Origin of the sequence: Bradyrhizobium barranii subsp. apii (assembly GCF_011516635.5) — a bacterium.
GTDB lineage: Bacteria > Pseudomonadota > Alphaproteobacteria > Rhizobiales > Xanthobacteraceae > Bradyrhizobium > Bradyrhizobium barranii.
This window is the reverse complement of sequence record NZ_CP096255.1, coordinates 243,426-266,174: the sequence shown is the minus strand read 5'-3', so window position 1 is coordinate 266,174 and position 22,749 is coordinate 243,426. Positions and strand designations below refer to the sequence as shown.

Sequence of the window (22,749 nt, the reverse complement as noted above, 5' to 3'; positions counted from 1 at the left end):
CCGGTGCGGCAGATCGCGGGATCAGGCGCGGATCATCGCGCAGGATTGTCGTGAAAGGCTAGAAGGCGGGATGGTCGATCTCTTCAGCATGTTCCGTCGGCGCCCCGCCAAGCGCGGCCGGCCAGGATTTGCGCGCCAGGACATCACCGCCCTCGGTGACAGCGTCGGCGGTCTCGTGCCCAGCCCGGTGCGCGATGCATCGCCGATCGCCCGTGACCAGCCGATGCGCGCGCCCGACCATTTTCAGGCCGACTACCAAGCCGACTACCAGACCGAGCCGCCGCGTGCCCAGGCGGTGCATCACGTGAGGGCCGCCAGCAGGCCTAACGGCGCCGGCGGGCCGCAGCTTCTGAAGCGGCCGGGTTTCCTGGCTGTGCATAGCGTGGAAAAGAGTTTCGGCAGCCGCCAGGTGGTGCGCGGCGTCAGCATCTATGTGCGGCGCGGCGAAGCGGTCGGCCTGCTCGGCCCGAACGGCGCCGGCAAGACCACCGTGTTCTACATGATCACCGGCCTGATCAAGCCCGATCGCGGCGCGATCGAGCTCGACGGCCACGACGTCACCAAGCTGCCGATGTATCAGCGCGCGCGGCTCGGCATCGGCTATCTGCCGCAGGAAGCCTCGATCTTTCGCGGCCTCACCGTCGAGCAGAACATCCGCGCCGTGCTCGAAGTGGTCGAGCCCTCGCGCAAGAAGCGCGAGCAGCAGCTCGACTCGCTGCTCGACGAATTCAACATCACGCGCTTGCGGAAATCGCCGTCGATCGCGCTGTCGGGCGGCGAGCGCCGCCGCGTCGAGATCGCGCGCGCGCTGGCGACGCGTCCGAACTACATGCTGCTCGACGAGCCTTTCGCGGGCATCGATCCGATCGCGGTTGGCGACATTCAGGACCTCGTTCGCCATCTCACCAACCGCGGCATCGGCGTGCTGATCACCGACCACAATGTGCGCGAGACGCTCGGCCTGACCGATCGCGCCTATATCGTCTATGCCGGTGAAATCTTGACCGAGGGTAGCCCGGATGAGATCGTCGCCGATCCCGACGTTCGTCGGCTCTACCTTGGCGAGGAATTCCGCCTCTAGCCCTTTTTTCCCGTTCGTCAAGCCGTGTACATCGTGCCAAGACTAGGATAAGCAAAAATCGGACCAACTTTTGGGATCGGTTCTTGCTTCATGGCGCTCACGCAGAGATTAGAGTTCCGGCAATCGCAGTCGCTGGTCATGACGCCGCAGCTGATGCAGGCGATCAAGCTGCTGCAATTGTCCAATCTCGATCTCACGACCTTCGTGGAAGAGGAACTCGAGCGGAACCCCCTGCTGGAGCGGGCCAACGACGAGCCGCCCGCGGGTGAAGCCCCGGCCGAGACCGGCCAGTTCAGCGATTCCGACGGTGGCCACAACGACGAGCCGGGCGGCGGTCCGGGCGAGGCGTTCGAGCCGGGCCAGGAAGAATGGATGAGCAAGGATCTCGGCACCCGCGCCGAGATCGAGCAGACCCTGGACACGGGCCTGGACAACGTCTTCTCCGAGGAACCGGCCGAGGCCGCCGCGCGCAACGCCCAGGATGCGGCGCCGACCACCTATACCGAATGGGGCGGCGGTGCCTCCGGCGACGAGGACTACAATCTCGAAGCCTTTGTCGCCGCGGAGATCACGCTCGGCGACCATCTTGCCGAGCAGCTCTCGGTCGCCTTCACCGGCCCGGCGCAGCGCATGATCGGCCAGTACCTGATCGACCTCGTCGACGAGGCCGGCTATCTGCCGCCGGATCTCGGCCAGGCCGCCGAGCGCCTTGGCGCATCGCAGGCCGATGTCGAGGATGTCCTTGCCGTGCTGCAAAAATTCGATCCGCCCGGCGTCTGTGCGCGCAATTTGAGCGAATGCCTGGCGATCCAGCTCCGCGAGCTCGACCGCTACGATCCGGCGATGCAGGCCCTCGTCGAGCACCTCGATCTGCTCGCGAAGCGCGACATCGCTTCGCTGCGCAAGCTCTGCGGCGTCGACGACGAGGACATCGCCGACATGATCGGCGAGATCCGCCGCCTCAATCCCAAGCCCGGCATGAAGTTCGGCTCGGCGCGGCTGCAGACCATGGTGCCCGACGTCTATGTCCGCCCGGGCCCGGATGGCGGCTGGCATGTCGAGCTCAACAGCGACACCTTGCCGCGCGTGCTGGTCAACCAGACCTATTATTCCCAGCTGTCGAAGAAGATCGGCAAGGACGGCGACAAGTCCTATTTCACCGACGCGCTCCAGAACGCGACCTGGCTGGTGCGCGCGCTCGATCAGCGCGCCCGCACTATCCTGAAAGTTGCGACGGAGATCGTGCGCCAGCAGGACGGCTTCTTCACCCATGGCGTGGCGCACCTGCGGCCGCTGAATCTGAAGGCCGTTGCCGACGCCATCCAGATGCATGAATCCACGGTGTCGCGCGTCACCGCCAACAAGTACATGGCGACAAATCGCGGCACATTCGAGTTGAAATATTTCTTCACGGCTTCGATCGCCTCCGCCGACGGCGGCGAGGCGCATTCCGCCGAGGCCGTGCGCCACCACATCAAGCAGCTGATCGATTCGGAAGCGCCGTCGGCGATCCTGTCGGATGACACCATCGTGGAACGCTTACGCGCCTCGGGAATTGATATTGCCCGCCGCACGGTCGCGAAGTACCGCGAAGCCATGCGCATTCCCTCTTCGGTGCAACGCCGCCGTGACAAGCAGAGCGCTCTTGGTAACGTCCTCTCCACCGCAATGCCCGATCGCTCCCGCAACACCGAGCCGGCCTGATTGCGCTGGCGCGAAATCGCGCTACTCTCGATCCCCCATCGAGACCGATCCAAGCTGGGCACTTAAAACCAGGCGAGGCATCACATGACCCTCAGAATCTCGGGAAAGAGCGTCAGCGTCGGCGACGCCCTGCGCGGCCGCGTGACCGATCGGACCGACGAGGTCCTGCGTAAATATTTCGACGGGAACTATTCCGGCCACATCACCCTGAGCAAGGATGGCTTCGGCTTCCGCACCGACTGTGCCCTGCATCTTGATACGGGAATTACGCTGGAGGCCGATTCGAACGCGCCGGATGCGTATGCCAGCGCCGACCAGGCGCTCCTGATGATCGAGAAGCGGCTCAAGCGCTACAAGAGCCGGCTCAAGGACCGCTCGGCCCGCAAGGCGCATGTCGCCTCCGCAGCGCTGGCCGCCATGGACGCCACGAGCTACGTGCTGGAGGCGCCGGGCGAGGGTGAGGACGAGGACGAGGTCACCGGCTACAGCCCCGTCATCATCGCCGAGGCCACCACCTCGCTAAAACAGCTGTCGGTGAGCGAGGCCGTGATGGAGCTGGACCTCAGCGGAGCGCCCTGCCTGGTATTCCAGCACGGCTCCAGCGGCCGGGTGAACATCATTTACCGCCGGGCCGACGGCAATGTCGGCTGGATCGACCCGCCGGGGCCCAAACCGGACGGTTAAGGGCTGGAACCGGCCCCCGTACCAACCGCAGCCCTTAACAATGAGCGGGGCAAAGCCGCACGCAGCAGTTGGCACCGGGATTGCGTTGGAGTAGAAGCGCCCCACATCAGGATCGGGGCTAAGTCCCCCTCCTGCTTCACCTTCTTGATGCTGGCCAGGCATGGTTTGACCAAGCTGGCCAATTCGGAACCTGACGGTTTAATTCACCTCGGAAACCTTCCATGCCGATTACCGATCTGGTCGCACCCGAGGCGATTCTCCCGGCATTGAAGGTCAACAGCAAGAAGCAGGCGCTTCAGGAGCTCGCAGCCAAGGCCGCCGAGCTGACCGGGCAGAACGAACGCTCCGTGTTCGAGGTGCTGCTGCAGCGTGAGAAGCTCGGCACCACCGCGGTCGGCTATGGCGTCGCCATTCCGCACGGCAAGCTGCCCAAGCTGGAAAAGATCTTTGGCCTGTTCGCGCGCCTCGATCGCCCGATCGATTTCGAGGCGATGGACGGCCAGCCGGTCGATCTCGTCTTCCTGCTGCTCGCGCCCGAAGGCGCCGGCGCCGATCACCTCAAGGCGCTCGCCCGCATCGCCCGCCTTCTGCGCGACCAGGACATCGCCAAGAAGCTCCGCGCCTCGCGCGACGCTCAGGCGATCTATTCGGTGCTGGCGCTGCCGCCCGCGACCGCGGCGTAACGTCGCCTGTCCTCGTCGCCCGCTGAGAAGCGGAATCGATCCACGCAATTGCCAATGCACGCCGGCCATCTCCGTGGCACGCGCGCGGGATGTCGTGATCTCGCACTAGCCGGCAAGGCAACGCGAAAAATTTCCCCATTTGAGACGTCCGGCACATCGCGCCTTGTCGGAGTCCGCTAAAGACGCGCAGGAACGCAAGTGGCGCTTGGATCGACGCGCCGTCCTGCGCTTTCGCTGATGTCGTTACCTATCGCCCGAAGGTCGGGCCCGTAGGATGAAAGTGGTTGGCGCGGTGCAGTGCAGGGCTGTTGTGGTGGGGCTAGCGATAGCAGGTACCGCAGTCCCGGCCGTCGCGCAGGATGCCGGATCGCTGCTCCGCGAGATGCAGCGGCAGCAGGAGTTCGAGCGGCAGGAAAGGCTGCCGCCCCCTGACGAGATTCGACCGCAGCAGGCGCCCGCCGCCATCCCCGACCGGGGCGAGCGCATCATCGTGAAGGGCGTTCGCTTCACCGGCAAGGTGGAGCTGTTGCCACTGGCCGAGCGCGAGCAACTCGTTGCCTCGGTGCGCGGCAAGCGGCTCGGCATCAAAGGGCTCTATGCGTTGGCCGATCAGGTGACGGCCGTGCTCCAGGGCCGCGGCCGGTTGCTGGCGCGCGCGCTGCTGCCGCCTCAGGACATCACCAACGGCATCGTCACGATCGAGATCGCCGAGGGCGCGCTCAAGACCATCACGCTCGATCGCGCCAAGGGCGTGCGCGTGCGTGAGGACCTGTTGCGCGCGATCATCGAGGGTCGTCTCAAGCCGGACGGCGTGACGCGGCAGGATCTGGAAGACGCGCTGTTGCGGATGAACGACCTGCCGGGCGTGTCGGTGCATGCCAAGCTCGCGCCGGGCGATGCGCCGAACACCAGCAAGCTCGTCGTCGGCGTCGCGCAGGCGCCCATTCTCGGGGGCGGTATTTGGGCCGATAATTACGGCAGCTCCAACGTGGGCAAGGCGCAGGGCAACGGGCTCATCTCGCTCACCGACGTGTCCGGCTACGGCGACCTGACGCGGCTCTCCGGCACGGTGTCGCAAGGGCAGGAGTACGGCTCGCTGGTGACGAGCGTGCCGCTCGGCGCCAGCGGCTTCATTGCCAATGCGAGCTACGGCTATCTCGACTACCACAATATCGACGCCATCGGCAGCGCCCTCGGTCTCACCGGTTTTGCCCATTTCGCCAATGGCGGCGTCGACTACAGCCTGATCCGCTCGCGCGATTTCAACCTCCAGCTTGGCGGCACCGTGACCTGGAAGGCGCTGGTCGACGACAGCATCGTCGGAAAGCTTCAGGACAAGCGCTCGACCGCCGGCACGCTCAGCCTCAACGGCGACCGGCGCGACGCGCTGCTCGGCGGCGGCATCACCAACTGGTCGGTAAGCTGGACTTTTGGCGATCTCGATCTCGCGCGCGTGGCGAGCGCACTCGCGGCGGACCAGGCTGGGCTCCGGACGCAAGGGCCGTTCAATCGGATCAATGCCTCGGTTGCCCGGCTTCAGGCCTTGCCCGGCGACTTCGCACTGTTCGGTCGCCTCTACGGGCAATGGGCCGACAAGAACCTCGATTCCTCGGAAGATTTTGCGCTGGGCGGCCCGTTCGGCGTGCGCGGCTATCCCGTCGGCGAGGCGCGCGGCGATATGGGCGTGCTCGGCACGCTGGAGCTTCGCTACAACGCGCCGGTGCCTGTGCGCTTCGGCAGCCTGCAACTCGCGAGCTTCCTGGATGGCGGCTACGTCAAGATCAACGTGTCGCCGAACGGCATCGCGCCGGTCACTGTCTGCGGCTGCAACGATTACGGGCTCGCCAGCGCCGGCCTCGCCGCGCGCTGGACGCGCGAGTGGCTAAACGTCTCGGCGAGCTGGGCCCATACGCTGGGCGACAATCCCGGCCGTTCCATCATCACCGGGGCCAATGCCGATGGCGTCAAGGCCAACGATCAGTTCTGGCTGCAAGCCGGCATTCGCTTCTGATGTTTCGAGGGGGCACGCGATGACATCGACCCTGCCGCGGATGCGACTCGCAATCGCGCTGTCCGCGACCACGATGCTGACGCCGCCGGCGCTGGCGCAGACGCTGCCGACCGGCGGCCAGGTCGTGTCGGGACAGGCCACGATCAGTCAGTCCGGCAACGCCATGACGATCAACCAGTCGAGCGACCGGATGATCGCCAACTGGCAGAGTTTTTCGATCGGCGCCGGCAGCTCCGTGACCTTCAACCAGCCCGGCGCATCCTCGGTCGCGCTGAACCGCGTCGTCGGCCAGGACCCGTCAAAAATCCTCGGCAGCCTGAGCGCCAATGGGCAAGTGTTCCTGATCAATCCGAACGGCATCGCCATCGGCAAGACCGGCAGCGTGCAGACCGGCGGCTTCGTCGCCTCGACGCTCGGCATCAGCAACGCTGATTTTCTGGCCGGTCGCTACAACTTCACCGGCAGCGGCGGCGCGATCACCAACGAGGGCAGCATCTCCGGCAAGGTGGTGGCGCTGATCTCGCCGAGCGTCAGCAATTCCGGCACCATCACCGGCAGCACGGCGCTCGCCGCGGGCACCGACGTGCTGCTCGACTTCAACGGCGACGGCCTGCTCTCGGTCGAGGTCAAGGCCTCTACCGTCAAGACCCTGGTCGAGAACAAGGGATTGATCCGCGCCGATGGTGGGCTCGCCATCCTCACCGCCAAGGGCGCGAGCGACGCCATGAAGGGCGTCGTCAACAACACCGGCGTGGTGCAGGCCGCGAGCATCGGCAGCAAGAACGGCCGCATCCTTCTGCTCGGCGATGCCAAGCACGGCGAGGTCAATGCCGGCGGCACGCTGCGGGCCCGCTCGGTCGAAACCTCCGCCGCCAAGGTCAATCTCGCCGCCGACCTGAAGGTCGATACGCTGGGCGGGCGCTGGCTGATCGATCCCGTCAACATCGCCATCGACGCGAACTACGCTGGCGTCTTGCAGACCGCGCTTGCGAGCGGCGACGTGACGGTGACGACCTCGGGCAGCGGCACCGATGAAGGCAACGTCACGGTCAACTCCGCCGTCACCTGGGGCTCGCATATCCTGACGCTGCGGGCCGACAACAACATCGTCATCAATGCGCCGTTGACGTCGACCGGCACGACGAGCAGTGACGGCCTGGTCCTGCAATACGCACAGACCACGGCCACCGGTGGCTACACCATCAACGCGCCGGTCAACCTGGCGGCGGGCAGCCTGTTCCAGACCCAGAAAGGAACTGATGCCGCCATCATCTATGCGGTGATCACCGACGTGAATGCCCTGCAGAACATCAACACCAACCGGTCCGGCAACTATGTGCTGGGCGCGAACATCGATGCCAGCGCGACGGCGGGTTGGAATGGTGGCGCCGGCTTCACACCGATCGGCGGCATCGGCGATATCAGCAAATATTTTTCCGGCATTTTCGACGGGCTCGGTCACCGCATCAGCAACCTGACCATCAACCGGCCGTCCAGCGATGCGATAACATCGGCCTGTTCGGCTACATCGATGGCGGGACTATCCGCAATGTCGGATTGGAAGGCGGCAGCGTGACGGGCAACAATGCCGTCGGCGGGCTGGTGGGGTCGAGCGGCCTCTGGGTCTACGGCGGCACGAGCAGCGTCGCTTACAACACCATCAGTAACGTTTACAACACCGGCAATGTGACCGGCAGCGGCGCCATGGTCGGCGGGCTGGTCGGCGGGCTGGTCGGCGACGCCTATATCACGACGATCAGCAACTCATATGCCACCGGCACGGTTGCGGGCTATGGCGCCGCCGGCGGGCTGGGAGGGCGCGTCGTCGCCTCGTTCGTCTCCAACTCATATGCCACCGGCAACGTGTCCGCGACCTGGGAAGGCGCTGGCGGGCTGATCGGGTACAATATCGGCACGTGGATGGGACCGGGCCCCGCGGATTATGCCATTGGTACGGTGAGCCACTCTTACGCCACGGGTAACGTATCCGGCGGCATCAATGTCGGTGGCTTGTTGGGATACAGCAACATCGGTCTCGTCACCGACAGTCACGCCACCGGTAATGTTTCGGGCACCGGCGCAATTGGCGGCACAGGCACAGCTGCCGGCGGACTGGTGGGGTTCCAACAGTACAGTCGGGTGGAGCGATCTTACGCCACCGGCAACGTGTCCGGTGTCGATTCGGTCGGCGGGCTGGTGGGAGGCAGCTGGTACGGCGCCGTGGTAAGCCAGTCTTACGCGACCGGCAATGTGTCCGGAACGCGTTCGATTGGCGGGCTGGTCGGGCGCAGCAATGAAGCCGTTTCGGTGCTCGATTCCTACGCCACGGGAGCGGTTTCAGGAAATTCCGAGGTCGGCGGGCTGGTGGGGGTGAATCAGGAAAGCCATGTGAGCCGAAGCTACTTCGCGGGCACCGTGTCGGGAACCAGCAATGTCGGCGCGATCGTGGGGATGAATTGGGATGGCGGCGACGTCACCCAAAGCTATGCGAACAGGGAGACATCGGGGCAGAGCGCCGCCTGTGGCGCATCTTTCGGCGGCGGCATCTGCGATGGCGGCATGCTCACCACGGCGCAGCTGCGCGATCCCTTCACCTTTATCAACAACGGCTATGACTTTGCCGCCGTCTGGGGCAAGTCCGTCAGCGGCGCCAACAACGGCATGCCGGTGCTGCGCGCGTTCGGCGACACCGTCTACGATGCCTATGTCAACGTCGCGGGCTCGGCCAGCACCACCTATGGCACGCTGGCCTCGCTCGGCGGCTTGACGATGACCGGTGTGAACGCCAATCGCGTCACGCTCGGCTGGGGCAGCGCAGTCACCACCGCATTGGGCGCGGGCAGCTACAATCTCAGCGGCCCCGACGTTCTCAGCGCGACCGGCTCGGGCGGCGCGGTCTATGTCGGCTCGGTCGCGGTCGGCCTCACCATCGACAGGGCGCCGCTCACCATCAGCGCCAACGCGTCCAAGACCTATGACGGCCTCGCCTTCTCCGGCGGCAGCGTCGCTTATTCCGGCTTCATGAATGGCGAGACTGCATCCGTGCTGTCGGGCACGCTTAGCTATGGCGGTACGGCGCAGGGCGCGGTGAATGCCGGCCGCTACAGCCTGACGGCGTCGGGTCTCTCCTCGGCCAATTATGTGATCACCTATGTCGACGGTTCACTCACCATCAACAAGGCGCCGCTCACCATTGCAGTCAACGGCGTCACGAAGAATTACGACGGCGTCCCGTTCTCCGGCGGCAGCGCGATCTATTCCGGCTTCGTGAACGGGGAGGGGCCGTCCGCACTGTCCGGCACGCTCGTCTACGGCGGCTCGGCCCAGGGCACGCGTAATCCCGGGGTCTACGGCATCGCCGCCTCGGGGCTGACATCCGCGAACTACGACATCACCTATGTCGACGGCCGGCTCGCGATCATTCCGCGTGACGCAGGCGCCTGTTCGCTTGGGGCCGGCGGCAACCCGGTCTGCGGCGCCACTCCGCCCGATCCCGCCGCGCCCCTCGGGTTGAACGACCAGGCGCCGATCGAGGTCGTGCTGCGTTAGAGCACCCGGTAGCGGCACAATCGCAGCTACGCCGGCAAGGGCGTCCTGCGCTACGCCTGGTGAGACCGCAGAGGCGGCCCTCATCCGTTCGAACCGAAGCCCCGCGGTCTGCGACTTATTTTCGCAGCCGGGCGCTGTGATGTCTTTCCGCCGGATTCGATCGTCGCCCGCTTGCGCGACCCGGCGCGGTTTCGATGCAGGGTTTTTTAGCCATGAATTGCGGTTCGATCGGCCGGATTTTCGGTCTGTTTTGCTCGGTCACCATTGCCGTGACGGTTGCCGTCCATGCCGACGATACGTCCAACGACCGCGTCATCGCCGAAAAGACCGAGATCATTGCGGCTGATCCGACAAACGCGGTTGCCTACGAGCTGCGTGGCGAAGCCTGGTACATCAAGCGGGACAAGGATCGCGCCTTCGAGGACTGCAGCGCCGCGATACGGATCGATCCGAATTTCGGGCGGGCTTACAACTGCCGCGGCCGCGCCTATTCGGCGAAGGGCGAACGGGATCGCGCTTTGGCCGATTACAACGAGGCCATTCGCCTCGATCCCGGCTACGGTCCGTCCTACACCTCCCGTGCCCTCGAATATTTCAACAAGCGCGACTTCGATCTGGCGATCGGCGCGTTTACCGAGGCCATCGAACGCAATCCCAAGCAAGCCTACTTTGCTCTTATCAAGAGAGGGGAAGCGTATGCGGCGAAGCGCGACTCCGATCATGCCGTGGCCGATTACAACGAGGCGATGCGGCGCAATCCCGCCGCCGCATGGCCCTACGAGCTGCGAAGCACCGTCCATTTCGGCAAGGGCAAGATCGACGAGGCTCTCGACGACTGCAACACCGCCGTCCGTCTGGAGCCCGGGAGTGCTGGCGGCCATTATTGCCGGGCCATCGTTCTCCTGAAAAAGGACGACACCGACAACGCCATCCGCGAGCTCGATGACGTCACGAGGATCATGCCTTCCTTCGAGAAGGCATATCTCGCTCGCGCCCTCGCCTGGCACAAAAAGGGCGACGATAAACGTGCCATTGCCGATTTCGACGAAGCGATTCGGCTTCAGCCGGGAAATTCGACGGCCTACAACAATCGCGCCAGTGCGTTTCGCGACATGGGCGAGAACGACCGCGCGCTCGCCGACTACAACGAGGCGATACGGCTCGATCCCAACAATCGGGTCGCTCTGGTCAATCGCGGTATCCTCTATATGAAACTGTCCGACGCCAAACATGCGCGCGCCGATTTCAATAGCGTGCTCGCGCTGCCGCCGGGCGACCAATGGGCCGTGGGCACGGCGCGCGAAGGGCTTGGCTTTTTGAAGTGATGCGTCTCGAAAGAGCGTGCATCTCCGCTCTAGTCCCCCGGACGCAGCGCAGCGCTTCCCTCGCGATGCGAAGCATCGTCGAGAGCGGTGCGCTGCAGAGCCATCGCCGGCGCCGCTCGTGCGCGTCAGCAGACCGTCGGCAGCAGGCGCCGGACTTCGTCGAGCAGTTCGGGAATCGCCGTCTTGTCACCCGCGAGGTGCTTAAGCAGCGCACTTTGGAATAGACCGTCGAACAGCGCATAGAGCGCGGCGGGCGACGCCGCCGGCCGCTTGCCGCCGAGCTCGGCATAGCGGGAGGCGATGCGCCAGATCATCGCTTCCAGGCTCTTGTCGATCTCGAGTACATCCTTGCGAAACGCCGCCTCGAACATCGCCTGCGAGCGCAGGTCATACCAAAGGCGGTGCATACGGGCTTCGCTCTGCAGCGTTGCTGCGAGCTTGGCGAGGAAACCCTCCGTCAATTCGTCGCGGCTCGTTGCTGTCGCGACGACATTGTCATATCGCGTCACGCACTTCGCCTTGTAGTGGCGGACGCAGCAGCAGATCAGGTCGAGCTTGTCGCTGAAATAATAGTGGAACACGCCGTGCGTGAACGCCGAGTTCTGCGCGATTTCGCGCAGGCTGGTGCGTGCGAAGCCGAGCTCTCCAAGCGTTTCGAGCGCGGCCTCGGCAAGCTCGACGCGCCGCGCGTTGAACTTCTCGTCGCGCAGCACCTCGGCCGCATCGGCCACACGCCGGGCCGCTCCCGTCACCTGCCGCGCCATCTCGTCCCTTCCCTAGTCCCGTTCTTTCAAGGACTTATACCGCGTCGACCGCGGAATGCTCCATCCCCTCACAACCACTTCCTTTGACAACTGTCAAATTCGTTCTTGACAGATGTCAAGATTTTGGCGGAGGTTCGCACCAAGAATTTGGACAGTCGTCAAGACGTCCGACCATGGAGGCTTCGCTGGGTGCAGCCCAAAAGGCCTGCGCCCATCGACCTGGTGCGCGCCGATTGGCGCGGCACGAATCGATCACCAGCAACGGAGGAGTGCGTCATGAGTGGGAAGAGCCTTGCAGGCAGGAACGCCCTGGTCACCGGCGGTGCTAGAGGAATCGGCGCGGCCATCGCCCAAGCGTTGGCGCGAGCCGGCGCCTCGATCATGATCGCCGACATCCTGGAAGAGACCGGCCGCGCCAGCGCAGCCGCTATCGCGAAGGAAGACGTCGCCACGGGCTTCGTCCAGCTCGACGTCACCGACGACGCTCAATGGGAGCGGGCGGTTGCCAAGACCGTCGCAACCCTCGGCGGCTACGACATTCTGATCAACAATGCCGGCATCGAGATCACGTCGCTGATCTCCGAGGTCAAGGCCGAGGACGCGCGGCGGATGTGCGACGTCAATATCGTTGGCACCGTGCTCGGCATGAAGCACGCCTTCCGTGCCATGCGCCCGGGCGGGCCGGCCGGCAAGGGCGGCGCCGTCGTCAACATCGCCTCGGTTGCGGCAACAATCGCCTTCCCGAGCATCGCGGTCTATTCGGGCACCAAATCCGCGGTTGACCGCATGACGCGGGTCGGAGCGATGGAAGCCGGCAAGCTCGGTTTCGGCGTGCGCGTAAACTGCATCTATCCGGGCCTGATCCCGACCGACATGGGCATGCAGCTCGCCAACGACATCGTCAAGGTCGGGCTCGCGGCTGACGTCAACGCCGCAGTCGGCTCGGTGGTGGAGCAAACCCCGCTCGGCCGTCTCGCCGAGGTCACGGACATCGGCGATGCCGCGGTGTTCCTGTGCTCGAACGAGGCGCGCTTCATCACCGGCATCGGACTGCCGGTCGATGGCGGCATGGGCATGTAACAACAAAGCCGACAACAAGCATTTCGGAGGAACGCAATGAGCGAGAAGAAGCCCGTCATCGTCTATGGCGCTTCCGGCTATACTGGCCGGCTGGTCTGTGAATACTTGCGCGAATACAACATCCCCTTCATCGCCGCCGGCCGCAGCAATGAGAAGCTCAACGCGGCGATGAAGTCGAATGTAGCGGGCATCGAGACCGCCGACTACGAGGTGGTCAAGGTGCCGCACACCGTGGCTGCGCTGACTGAATTGTTCAAGGGCGCCTCGGTGGTGCTCAACACCGTGGGTCCCTTCGCCAAGTTCGGCGGCGAAGTGGTGCAGGCTTGCCTCGCTTCCAAGTGTCATTACACCGACACCACCGGTGAGCAGGACTGGCTGATCACGCTCGAGCAGGAGTGGGGTACGAAGTTCGCCAATGCCGGGCTGCTGTTGGCGCCAGGCATCGCGCAGATGTACACCACCGGCGAGATCGCCGCGCAGCTGTGCCTGGAGACGCCCGGCCTCGACACACTTGATATCGCCGTGTTCTGGGGCGGCAGCCCGACCATCGCATCGACGCAGACCATCCTGGTCAACGCCGCGATGGCCAAGGCCTACTACCTGGAGCAGAACAAGTACGTCGAGCATCAGCCCGATGCCGGCCTCTACAACCTCGCCATCCCCGGTCAGCACGAGCTGGCGCTGGCGTTGCCCTGGGGAGGCACCTCGCACCCGGTGTGGTTCAAGCGCGATCCGCGCGTGGCCAACGTGAAGGTGCTGGGCGGCGTGTTCAATCGCGCGCTGATGCTGGGCGTGCCGCAGATCGTCGCGGCCGCGCTGGAGGCGACCAAGGATATGAATCCCGACGAGCGCTACGCCGCATTGGCGCAGACCGCCGCCGGTGTGATGAACACCATGCCGCCGCGCGAGAACCCGCGCGTCAACAAGTCGATGGATTCGGTACATGCCTCCGGCCCGTTGGGGCGCGCGCACTGCATCATCTACGGCAACAGCAACTACAAGCAGACCGGCTTGCTGCAGGCCTATGCCGCGGCGCACCTGCTGCAGCAGCCGCCGAAGCGCGTGGGGTTCGCCTCCGGCTGCCAGGCGTTCGGCCATCACGAGCTGCTCGGGCAGTTGCGCAGCTTCGGGCTCGTCAGCAAGCCGGTTCTGACCGTGCACGATTAAGTCAATCGCGGGTGGCGCGGACCTCCGCGTCACCCGTTACCGCTTCGGGTGTTGATCATGCGCTTCATCGATTACCTGGACAAAGGTGCCTCGCTCGGCGCCGACGCGCCATGCCTCACCATGGATGGACGCGACCTCAGCTATCGCGAGGTGCAGCGGCTGAGCTACCGCGTCGCGCGCGGGCTCGCGCGATCGGGGATTGCTGCCGGTGAGAAGGTCGCAATCCTTTCCGGCAACGATCCGGTCGCGTTTGCCTGCGTGTTCGGCATTTCCCGCGCGGGCTCGGTCTGGTGCCCGATCAATCCGCGTAACGAGGCGGCCGAAAATCGGCTCATCCTCGAGCAATTCGACTGCAGCCTGCTGCTGTTTCATTCAAGCTTCGCGCCGATGGTCGAGGCGGTGCGTGCAGAGTTGCCAAAGCTGCGCGCCGTCGTCTGCCTCGATGCTGAGTTGTCCTTCGCGCCCTCGTTCGACAGCTGGCTCGCCGGCCTCGCCGACGAGCACTATCAACGCGAGACGATCGACGATCTCGCGATGATCCCGGGCACCGGCGGCACCACCGGCAAGCCGAAGGGGGGCATGCTGTCGGGCCGCAACATCGAGGCGATGACGGCACTGACGCTGATGGGCTATCCCTTCAAGGGTCGCCCGATCTACCTCGCGCTTGCGCCGCTGACCCACGCGGCCGGCGTGCTGTGTTTCCCGATCATGGCGCTCGGCGGCCGCATCGTGATCATGCATCACCCCGACATCGCAGAATTTCTCGATCTGATCGAGCGCTATCGTGTCACGCACACCTTCCTGCCGCCGACCGTGATCTACATGCTGCTCGATCATCCGAAGCTCGACTCCGCGAAGCTCGGCTCTCTGCAATGCTTCTGGTACGGCGCGGCGCCGATCTCGGCCGCGCGGCTTGCGGAAGCCCTCCAGCGTATCGGGCCGATGGCGCAGTTGTTCGGTCAGACCGAAGCGCCGATGATGATCTCGATGATGGCACCTAGCGAGCATTACAACGCCGACGGCACGATCGCGATGGAGCGTCTCGCCTCGGCCGGGCGAATCAGCCCGCTGGTGCAGGCCGGCATCATGGATGGCGACGGCAATTTGCTGCCGACCGGCGCCCGCGGCGAGATCGTGGTCCGCGGTTCGCTGGTGATGGAGGGCTACTACAAAAATCCCGAGGCGACGGCCGAAGCCTCCGCGCATGGCTGGCACCACACCGGCGACATCGGCTACATCGACGACGACGGCTACCTCTATATCGTCGATCGCGCCAAGGACATGATCATCACCGGCGGGTTCAACGTCTACTCGATCGAGGTCGAGAACGCGCTGCGGGCGCATGAGGCGGTGCAGGATTGCGCCGTGATCGGGCTGGCGGACGAGAAATGGGGTGAGCGGATCGTCGCCGTGGTGCAGCCCCGCGCCGGCCAAAGCGTCGATGCGACGGCGCTGGCTGCCTTCGTCAAGGCGCGGATCGGCAGCGTCAAGACACCGAAGCAGATCGAGGTCTGGGACGACCTGCCGCGTTCCAAGGTCGGCAAGGTCTTGAAGCCGGACATCCGCGCGCGGCTGGCGGAGCGTTCAGGCGGCTGAGGCGCATCTTATTGCAGCGCCCATCGCTTCGAAGATATCCGCGAGACGCGCTGACGCGGACATTCGCGCGGGCCTGGAACTCTCATCCGTGTCCGGGCAGGCAAAGGCATGTTTCCGCTTTTCGATGCGCGTTTTGGGTGTCACCATGCTTTTGAACGGACGGGAGGGCCGCCATGCGCTGGTGTGTCTCGGTCGGGGCGGTGCTTGTTGCGGGGGCGATCGTCGGAGGTGACGTTGCCAGCATTGCCGCGCCGAGCCCGAAATCAGGGATAGCCGACGCCGGGCACAGCGCACTGTCCGTCAATGTCGAGCTCGTTATCGCCGTCGACGTCTCCTATTCGATGGATCTGGACGAACTCGCCATTCAGCGCGAGGGCTATGCACAGGCCATCGTCTCGAAAGACTTTCTTCAGGCGCTAAGGGCCCGTCCGGCCAGCAAGGTGGCTCTGACCTATTTCGAGTGGTCGATGTCGGGCGACGACAGGATCATCATTCCGTGGCGCGTGATCGACGGCCCGGAATCGGCGGACGCCGTGGCCGCCGAGATCATGAAAACGCCGATTCGCCGAGGTTCGAGCACCTCGATTTCCGGCGCGATCAATTTCGCAGTGCAGCTGTTCGAAGAGAATCCCTATCGCGGGTCGCGGCGCGTCATCGACATTTCCGGCGATGGGCCGAACAACGACGGAGCCCCCGTCACCGGCGCGCGCGACGCTGCCGTTGAGAAAGGCATCATCATCAACGGCCTGCCGTTCATGGTGAAGGAGCCGTCCTATTTGACGACCGATATCGAGAATCTCGATCTCTATTACGAGGACTGCGTGATCGGAGGGCCGGGTGCCTTCATCATGACAATCAAGGATCGCGAAAAATTCCAGGAAGCGATCCGGACCAAGCTTGTTCTCGAAGTTGCGGGCCTCGCGCCGGAGGGGAGGATCGTCCCAACTGCCGAGAATGAGCCCCGGGTGTCCTGTCTGGTCGGCGAAGAAAAAATGGCGGGAGCGCGGGCGACGGTGAGACACCGAAGCTGATCGAAGTCCGGGACGACCTGCCGCGCTCGAAGGTGGGCAAGGTGCTGAAGCCGGACATTCGCGCGCGGCTGGCAGGGCGGTCAGGCAGGTAATCAAGGGTGACGGTGCGTCGGCAATACCCGAGCGGTGCAAGACGACATTTGGTCGATGTGGTCGCCTTCTCCTACTCGCTACCTTCTGAAGCCGGCTTTGCGCGGAGCGAATTGGCAAAATTGACGAGATACTGCCGCCCATCGCGCTGAGCGAGATCGAGATATGACGGCAACAACGGCGAGTTAACCGCGGAAAGTGCGTCGAGCGCGGCCATCCGCTGATATTCATACTCCGTGCTCCACGCGCGAAGCGCCAGCGTCTCCGACCTTTTCGACCGCCTGCGCGCGAGAGCAAGAAGCGCTCGCCGGCTTACATACTCATCCGCGTCGTGAAAGAATTGCTCCAACAGCGGTTCGACTTCATCGGCGGCAAATTCGTCGCTCCCAAGCGCATCGGCGAGTTGCCACCGGGCATCTCGCTCCGGTGAATGCGGGGCTACCCTCGCCAAAGCCAGCCCGGCTTGGCCATCAACTCGCGCTTGAGTACCTCCGCCTCATTGTCGCGAGCAAGGATGTAAAGCAGCAACTCGACGATAGGAGCGCTCCAATGCTGCGGAACGCCCGAATCCAGGAACGCGGCGAAGGCAGTCGTGATCGCGGGCCATTCTCCATAGTCGCATTCCCACTCGCCAGATCTCTGGTAAACAGGATAGCGATCAGCCCAACGGCGAAATGCCAACACCACCTCAACGAATCGAGCCTTAGAGCGTTTTCCGATCACGTTGCGTCGTAACCAGCCGCGACGAGATAATTTTGACATTCCTCGGGTGAGAAGCGTTTGAGAGCGTTGGCGATTGCTTGCCAGAGATCGGGCATGGTGCGGGCTGCGGCGGTCCGCAACAGCGCTTTCAGTTTGGAGAAGGCCATTTCAATCGGGTTGAAGTCTGGACTGTAGGGCGGAAGATAGAGCAGGCTAGCTCCGACCGCCTGGATGGCCTCTCGAACGCCATGGACCTTGTGAGCGGGCAAGTTGTCCATGATAACGGTATCGCCCGGCCGCAGCGATGGGGCGAGCAATTGCTCGACGTAGGCCAGGAAAGCGTCGCCATCCATTGGACCGTCCAGAACAAGCGGCGCGATCAGACCGTCGGAGCGCAATCCAGCGGTGAACGTCGTCGTCTTCCAATGTCCGTGTGGGATAGCTGCACGACATCGCTCGCCGCGTGGCGAGCGCCCGTAACGCCGCGCCATTTTGGTGTTGGCGCTGGTTTCGTCGATGAAGACGAGACGCTCAGGGTCAAGGTCGATTTGCCCTTCGAACCACTCCTCACGTGCGGCATTTATATCGCCGCGCCGTTGCTCGGCGGCGTGCGCTGTCTTTTTTTAAGTGTGATCTTTCTGCGCTGGAAAAAACGCCAGAGCGACGCGATGCCAGTCGATATTCCACGACGTTTCAACAGTTCTCGCAACTCGGCAAGCGTGATATCCGGCCTCGCTGTCACCGCCTCCAGAATCAATTGCGAATGCGCTTCGATGCGCTGCGATTTGCGGTCACCGCCCTGGCGTTTAGGAACGATGTCGCCAACTTTCTTGAGGCGACCGCGCCAGCGGATTGCACTGGCCGCGCTGACACCAAAGCGCTCAGCAGCCTGTCGACAGGACATGCCACCGTCAATCGCGGCTACCACCCTTTGGCGAAGATCAACCGAAAGCGCCCTGGCCATACATGCTGGCCTCCCTCGCCAGCATGCAGCTTGAATCTGACTCGCGCCGTTTTGGGAATCCCCACCCGATTCTTTCCGGTCGGAAAATGCTCTAGCACCTCCAATGTACGCGATTGGCTCGTCGGTCATGATGGTCTGGTCACGCTTCCATAGCCCGATCCGGCTGATCGAGTAGCCGGAGGATATCGGGCCATAGCACAAAGAAAGCGAGGCGTCCGCTTGGTGCCGCGTCATGGGATGGCCCATAAAAAATGCGCGGGCCGCCTTGAGGCATGCCCGCGCATTTGAATTCGCAGATGTCGCGCTAAGCGTGCGTCAGTGCACGCTCACGGCTTGCAGCTCGTTGCTCCAGGCGTTGGCGACCGCGGCTTCGCGGCTGTCGGTCAGCATGATCGGCGTGCCGTCGGCGGCGTGGAGCGCGAAGAGCTTGAGGCCCGGCGCGATCTTTGGCGCTTCGGGAAACAGGCCCGGCACATCCTCGGAGCGGATCTGCTTCACATAGGCGATATGACCTTCGCCGAGAGTTGCCAGCGTCTCGGGCGAGACGTTCTTGGCTTCGTATTCGAACGCAACGTGACCTTCACTCATGGTCTCGACTCCTTCACAGAAACTAAGCGGTCGAGTCCGCTACTCGTTCCATTATTCGTGCTCATTGATAGCGATTGTCTTAACGATCCTCTCCGGTTCAGGCCGGGCAAGATCGACCGACAGCAGCCCGTTCTTCAGATCCGCTCCCAGCACGAGCATCCCCTCCGCCAGCACGAAGGTGCGCTGGAAGTGGCGCGCGGCGATGCCGCGATGGATGTATTGCCGGGACTTGTCGTCCTGCTGACGCCCGCGAATCACGAGCTGGTTTTCCTCAATGGTTACATCGAGTTGGTCGCGGGTGAATCCGGCGACCGCCAGCGTGATCCGCAGCCGCTCGGGCTGGCCGTCCGACCGGTCGCACCTCTCGATATTGTAGGGAGGGTAGCCGTCGGCGCCTTTGACGACGCGATCAAGCACGCGCTCGATCTCGTCGAAGCCCAGAAGGAACGGACTGGAAAGCGTGGGAACACGAGACATAGTTTACAAAGTCCTCTCGAAGCGACTTTGGCATTTCAGGGCCCGGAAGCGGCGCCCCTTGGTCAGCAATATGGTCATAACCCCTTGGGGGTTCAAGGACGTAGCGGGGGTCTGTGGATTGCCCATTTTCGCGCCTGACCCCGCCCGCGGTCGCGCGGAAGCGCCCAATTCGTCACCGGGAACGCAAATGTTCAGGCAAGCCCGGGCATGACGAATCGGCCGACGATTTATCTCAATGAAATCAAACCCCCGGCTACTGTGCATGGGGTTGTTTTTCGCGTTTTTGATCGGCCGGCCCTCGGAACCGGTCAGGCCTCGATCCGGGTCCGTCCGTCACCGCTGAAAAGGTGCAGTTTCGGCCGTACCGCCGCGACGCGGATCCTCTCACCTATGGCGGGGGCCTCGGTTCCGGGAATGCGGACGATGACCTCGCCGGGCGGCAGCTCGCCGGGGGTGGCGGCGACGCGCTGGTCGTCCTGGGCCCGCGTGCCGTAGACGAAGGTTTCCGCGCCGACGCGCTCGATCGCTTCCACCGTCAGCGGCAATGCGACACCGCCGGCTGGGGTCTGGTCGGTGATCACGAAGTCTTCAGGGCGGATGCCGAGGATGCCGGCATCGGTTGCGCCGCCGCCGAGCTGCGATTTGATCTCATCGGCGCGCGTCGACATCAAATTCATCGGCGGTGCCCCGATGAAGGAGGCGACGAAGGTCGTCGCCGGCTTCTCGTAGATCGCGAGCGGATTGCCGACCTGCTCGACCTGGCCGCCATTCATGACCACGAGAATATCGGCGAGCGTCATCGCCTCGAGCTGGTCGTGGGTGACGTAGATCGACGTCGTGTTGAGCCGGCGCTGCAATTTGCGGATCTCGACGCGCATCGCGATGCGCAGCTTTGCGTCGAGGTTCGACAGCGGCTCGTCGAACAGAAACACTTTCGGCTGGCGCACGATGGCGCGGCCCATGGCGACACGCTGGCGCTGGCCGCCGGAGAGCTGGCGCGGCTTGCGCTCCAGCATTGGCGTGAGCTCGAGCACGCGTGCGGCCTCGTCGACGCGGGTCTTGACCTCGGCCTCCTTCATGCCGCGGTTGCGCAGGCCGTAGGCCATGTTGTTGAAGACGCTCATATGCGGATAGAGCGCGTAGTTCTGGAACACCATCGCGATGTCGCGATCGGCGGGCTCGATCTGGTTGACCACGCGGCCGCCGATGTCGATCTCGCCGCCGGTGACGGTCTCGAGACCTGCGACCATCCGCAGCAGCGTGGACTTGCCGCAGCCGGAGGGGCCGACCAGCACGCAGAACTGGCCGTCGCCGACATCGACGTTGACGCCCTTGATGGCCTCGAAGCCGCCGGGATAGGTCTTGCGGACGTTGCGCAGGGTGACGTTAGCCATGGGTTGCACCGGCGAATAGCGAGTAGGGAATGGCGAATGGGGATTGGTCAGCACGCAAGGCTGAAGCAGCGACCCCATTCGCTACTCGCCATTCACGATTCGCCATCTTCACTTCTCGGTCTCGACCAGGCCGCGCACGAACAATTTCTGCATGGCGACGACGACGAACACCGGCGGCAGCATGGCGAGCACGGCGGTGGCCATCACGATCGGCCATTCGGTCAGCGCATCGGTGGTGGTGATCATCTTGCGGATGCCGACCTGGATGGTCTGCATGTCGTCGCGCGTGGTGATCAGCAGCGGCCAGAGATATTGATTCCAGCCGAGGATGAAGAGGATCACGAACAGCGCCGCCATGTTGGTGCGCGACAGCGGCAGCAGCGTATCCCAGAAGAAACGCAAGGGGCCGGCACCGTCGATGCGCGAGGCCTCCAGCAGCTCGTCCGGCACGGTCATGAAGAACTGGCGGAACAGCAGCGTCGCGGTGGCCGACGCGATCAGCGGCAGCGCGAGGCCAGCATAGCTGTCGAGCATGTGCAGATCGGCGACGATCTTGTAGGTCGGATAGATGCGCACCTCGACCGGCAGCATCAACGTGATGAAGATGATCCAGAAGATCGCCATCCGGAACGGAAAGCGGAAATACACGATCGCATAGGCCGAGATGATCGAGATCGCGATCTTGCCGATCGCGATTGCCAGCGCCATCACCAGCGAGTTCAGCATCATGTTGCCGACGGGCTCGCGGGTCGAGCCGCTCGTGCCGACGAAGATGGTCTTGTCGTAGACCTCGAGGAAATGGCCGCCCGGCAGCAGCGACATCTGCCCGTTCGCGATCAGGGCGTTGTCCTGCGTCGAGGCGACGATCGCGATGTAGACCGGGAATGCGACGATCGCGATCCCGATCCAGAGAATCGCGTGGGCGACGTAGCGCCGAAAGCCCTCTTCTTCGACCATCAGTAGGTCACCTTGCGTTCGACGAAGCGGAACTGGATTCCCGTCAGCACGATCACCATGACCATCAGGATCACCGATTGCGCCGCCGAGCTGCCGAGATTGCCGCCGAGCAGGCCGTCGGAATAGACCTTGTAGACCAGCGTGACCGTCGATGTTCCGGGACCGCCGCGGGTCATGGTGTCGATGATGCCGAAGGTGTCGAAGAAGGCGTAGACGATGTTGACGACCAGCAGGAAGAAGATCGTGGGCGACAGCAGCGGGAAGGTCACTGTCCAGAACCGCCGCATCGGACGGGCGCCGTCGATCGCGGCGGCCTCGAACACGCTTCGGGGGATGGCTTGCAGGCCGGCGAGGAAGAACAGGAAATTATAGGAGATCTGCTTCCACGCCGCGGCGAGGATGATCAGCCCAGCCGCCTGGTTACCGTCAAGCAGCGGATTCCAGTCGACGCCCAGGTTGCGCAGATAGCGCGACAGCACGCCGAGCGAGGGATGCAGCATGAAGATCCAGAGCACGCCGACCACGGGCGGCGCCACTGCATAGGGCCAGATCAGCAGCGTGCGGTAGAGCATCGAGCCACGCAGCGGCTTGTCGGCCATCACGGCGAGCAAGAGCGCGAAGGACAGCGACGAGACGGCGATGGCGAACGAAAAGACGAACGTACGGACAACCGCCTCGAAATAGGCCGGGTCCTTGAACAGGTCCTGATAATTCTCGAACCAGACGAAGCTTGTCGACAGACCGAAGGCGTCCTGGAGCAGGAAGGATTGGATCACCGCCTGCGCGGCCGGCCAGTAGAAAAAAATCAGGACGATCGCGAGCTGGGGCGCAACCAGCGCGTAGGGCAATAGTTTTGCTTGGAAAATGGCTTGCTTTTGCATGATGTCAGCAGAAGCGGCAGG

Annotated in this window: 20 protein-coding genes and 1 pseudogene; 12 read left to right on the top strand and 9 right to left on the bottom strand. The window is 63.9% G+C overall.

Features of this window, described 5'->3' with window-relative positions:
- Positions 1-70 precede the first annotated feature (70 nt).
- From lptB to HAP41_RS01205, 8 genes are all read left to right on the top strand, one after another.
- Positions 71-1,081 (top strand): LPS export ABC transporter ATP-binding protein, encoded by a 1,011-nt coding sequence (gene lptB / locus HAP41_RS01240; RefSeq protein ID WP_166063641.1) that lies wholly within the window; start codon positions 71-73, stop codon positions 1,079-1,081.
- 90 nt (positions 1,082-1,171) lie between these two features.
- The gene (gene rpoN / locus HAP41_RS01235) at positions 1,172-2,785 is read left to right on the top strand and encodes an RNA polymerase factor sigma-54 (protein WP_166063664.1); all 1,614 of its coding nucleotides are present in this window, start codon (positions 1,172-1,174) and stop codon (positions 2,783-2,785) included.
- A gap of 84 nt (positions 2,786-2,869) precedes the next feature.
- On the top strand, positions 2,870-3,469 hold the full coding sequence (hpf, locus tag HAP41_RS01230) for a ribosome hibernation-promoting factor, HPF/YfiA family (protein ID WP_063980189.1): 600 nt from the start codon (positions 2,870-2,872) through the stop codon (positions 3,467-3,469).
- A 221-nt stretch (positions 3,470-3,690) separates the two neighbouring features.
- On the top strand, positions 3,691-4,152 hold the full coding sequence (gene ptsN, locus HAP41_RS01225) for a PTS IIA-like nitrogen regulatory protein PtsN (protein WP_008141251.1): 462 nt from the start codon (positions 3,691-3,693) through the stop codon (positions 4,150-4,152).
- A 274-nt stretch (positions 4,153-4,426) separates the two neighbouring features.
- A complete protein-coding gene (locus HAP41_RS01220) occupies positions 4,427-6,163 on the top strand; it encodes a ShlB/FhaC/HecB family hemolysin secretion/activation protein (protein ID WP_166063721.1) in 1,737 nt (578 codons plus the stop codon).
- A 19-nt stretch (positions 6,164-6,182) separates the two neighbouring features.
- On the top strand, positions 6,183-7,739 hold the full coding sequence (locus HAP41_RS01215; RefSeq protein WP_248577167.1) for a two-partner secretion domain-containing protein: 1,557 nt from the start codon (positions 6,183-6,185) through the stop codon (positions 7,737-7,739).
- Positions 7,736-9,712: a GLUG motif-containing protein gene (locus HAP41_RS01210; RefSeq protein WP_248577166.1), complete on the top strand. Its 1,977-nt coding sequence runs from the start codon at positions 7,736-7,738 to the stop codon at positions 9,710-9,712. The genes HAP41_RS01215 and HAP41_RS01210 overlap by 4 nt, the downstream gene beginning before the upstream one ends.
- Positions 9,713-9,924: 212 nt before the next feature.
- Positions 9,925-11,037, top strand: coding sequence for a tetratricopeptide repeat protein (locus HAP41_RS01205; protein ID WP_166063781.1), 1,113 nt, complete (start codon positions 9,925-9,927; stop codon positions 11,035-11,037).
- 125 nt (positions 11,038-11,162) lie between these two features.
- On the opposite strand, the gene HAP41_RS01200 is transcribed toward HAP41_RS01205, so the two are convergent.
- On the bottom strand, positions 11,163-11,801 hold the full coding sequence (locus HAP41_RS01200; protein WP_166063785.1) for a TetR/AcrR family transcriptional regulator: 639 nt from the start codon (positions 11,799-11,801) through the stop codon (positions 11,163-11,165).
- Between the two features lie 276 nt (positions 11,802-12,077).
- Between HAP41_RS01200 and HAP41_RS01195 the strand changes: the two genes are divergently transcribed.
- From HAP41_RS01195 to HAP41_RS01180, 4 genes and pseudogenes are all read left to right on the top strand, one after another.
- Positions 12,078-12,881 carry an SDR family NAD(P)-dependent oxidoreductase gene (locus HAP41_RS01195; protein ID WP_166063827.1) on the top strand — a complete coding sequence of 268 codons (804 nt, stop codon included), beginning with the start codon at positions 12,078-12,080 and terminating at the stop codon, positions 12,879-12,881.
- A 36-nt stretch (positions 12,882-12,917) separates the two neighbouring features.
- On the top strand, positions 12,918-14,048 hold the full coding sequence (locus tag HAP41_RS01190) for a DUF5938 domain-containing protein (RefSeq protein ID WP_135214031.1): 1,131 nt from the start codon (positions 12,918-12,920) through the stop codon (positions 14,046-14,048).
- 57 nt (positions 14,049-14,105) lie between these two features.
- A complete protein-coding gene (locus HAP41_RS01185) occupies positions 14,106-15,644 on the top strand; it encodes an AMP-binding protein (RefSeq protein ID WP_166063832.1) in 1,539 nt (512 codons plus the stop codon).
- Between the two features lie 173 nt (positions 15,645-15,817).
- A pseudogene (locus HAP41_RS01180) lies at positions 15,818-16,661 on the top strand (DUF1194 domain-containing protein).
- Positions 16,662-16,838: 177 nt separating this feature from the next.
- On the opposite strand, the gene HAP41_RS50510 reads toward HAP41_RS01180, so the two are convergent.
- The 8 genes from HAP41_RS50510 to ugpA all read right to left on the bottom strand — a co-directional run bounded on the left by HAP41_RS50510 (position 16,839) and on the right by ugpA (position 22,728).
- Entirely contained in the window at positions 16,839-17,216 is a 378-nt protein-coding gene (locus HAP41_RS50510) for a HEAT repeat domain-containing protein (protein ID WP_166063834.1), read from the bottom strand.
- Positions 17,204-17,488 (bottom strand): hypothetical protein, encoded by a 285-nt coding sequence (locus HAP41_RS01170; RefSeq protein ID WP_166063835.1) that lies wholly within the window; start codon positions 17,486-17,488, stop codon positions 17,204-17,206. Before HAP41_RS01170 ends, HAP41_RS50510 begins: the two co-directional genes overlap by 13 nt.
- Positions 17,485-18,431 (bottom strand): IS630 family transposase gene (locus HAP41_RS01165; protein ID WP_166063836.1). Its coding sequence is split into 2 segments (ribosomal slippage): positions 17,485-18,092 and positions 18,092-18,431, totalling 948 coding nucleotides; the frame shifts between segments, so codons are not numbered across the junction. Before HAP41_RS01165 ends, HAP41_RS01170 begins: the two co-directional genes overlap by 4 nt.
- A gap of 315 nt (positions 18,432-18,746) precedes the next feature.
- The gene (locus HAP41_RS01160) at positions 18,747-19,019 is read right to left on the bottom strand and encodes a BQ00720 family protein (RefSeq protein WP_011083553.1); all 273 of its coding nucleotides are present in this window, start codon (positions 19,017-19,019) and stop codon (positions 18,747-18,749) included.
- 51 nt (positions 19,020-19,070) lie between these two features.
- Positions 19,071-19,496 (bottom strand): Hsp20 family protein, encoded by a 426-nt coding sequence (locus HAP41_RS01155; protein WP_018645065.1) that lies wholly within the window; start codon positions 19,494-19,496, stop codon positions 19,071-19,073.
- A 308-nt stretch (positions 19,497-19,804) separates the two neighbouring features.
- Positions 19,805-20,890, bottom strand: coding sequence for a sn-glycerol-3-phosphate import ATP-binding protein UgpC (locus HAP41_RS01150; RefSeq protein ID WP_166063837.1), 1,086 nt, complete (start codon positions 20,888-20,890; stop codon positions 19,805-19,807).
- Positions 20,891-20,998: 108 nt separating this feature from the next.
- Positions 20,999-21,847, bottom strand: a complete 849-nt coding sequence (gene ugpE, locus HAP41_RS01145) for a sn-glycerol-3-phosphate ABC transporter permease UgpE (RefSeq protein ID WP_166063838.1) — start codon at positions 21,845-21,847, stop codon at positions 20,999-21,001.
- Complete coding sequence (gene ugpA / locus HAP41_RS01140; protein WP_063980179.1) at positions 21,847-22,728, bottom strand: sn-glycerol-3-phosphate ABC transporter permease UgpA; 882 nt, start codon at positions 22,726-22,728, stop codon at positions 21,847-21,849. The genes ugpE and ugpA overlap by 1 nt, the downstream gene beginning before the upstream one ends.
- Positions 22,729-22,749: the final 21 nt, after the last annotated feature.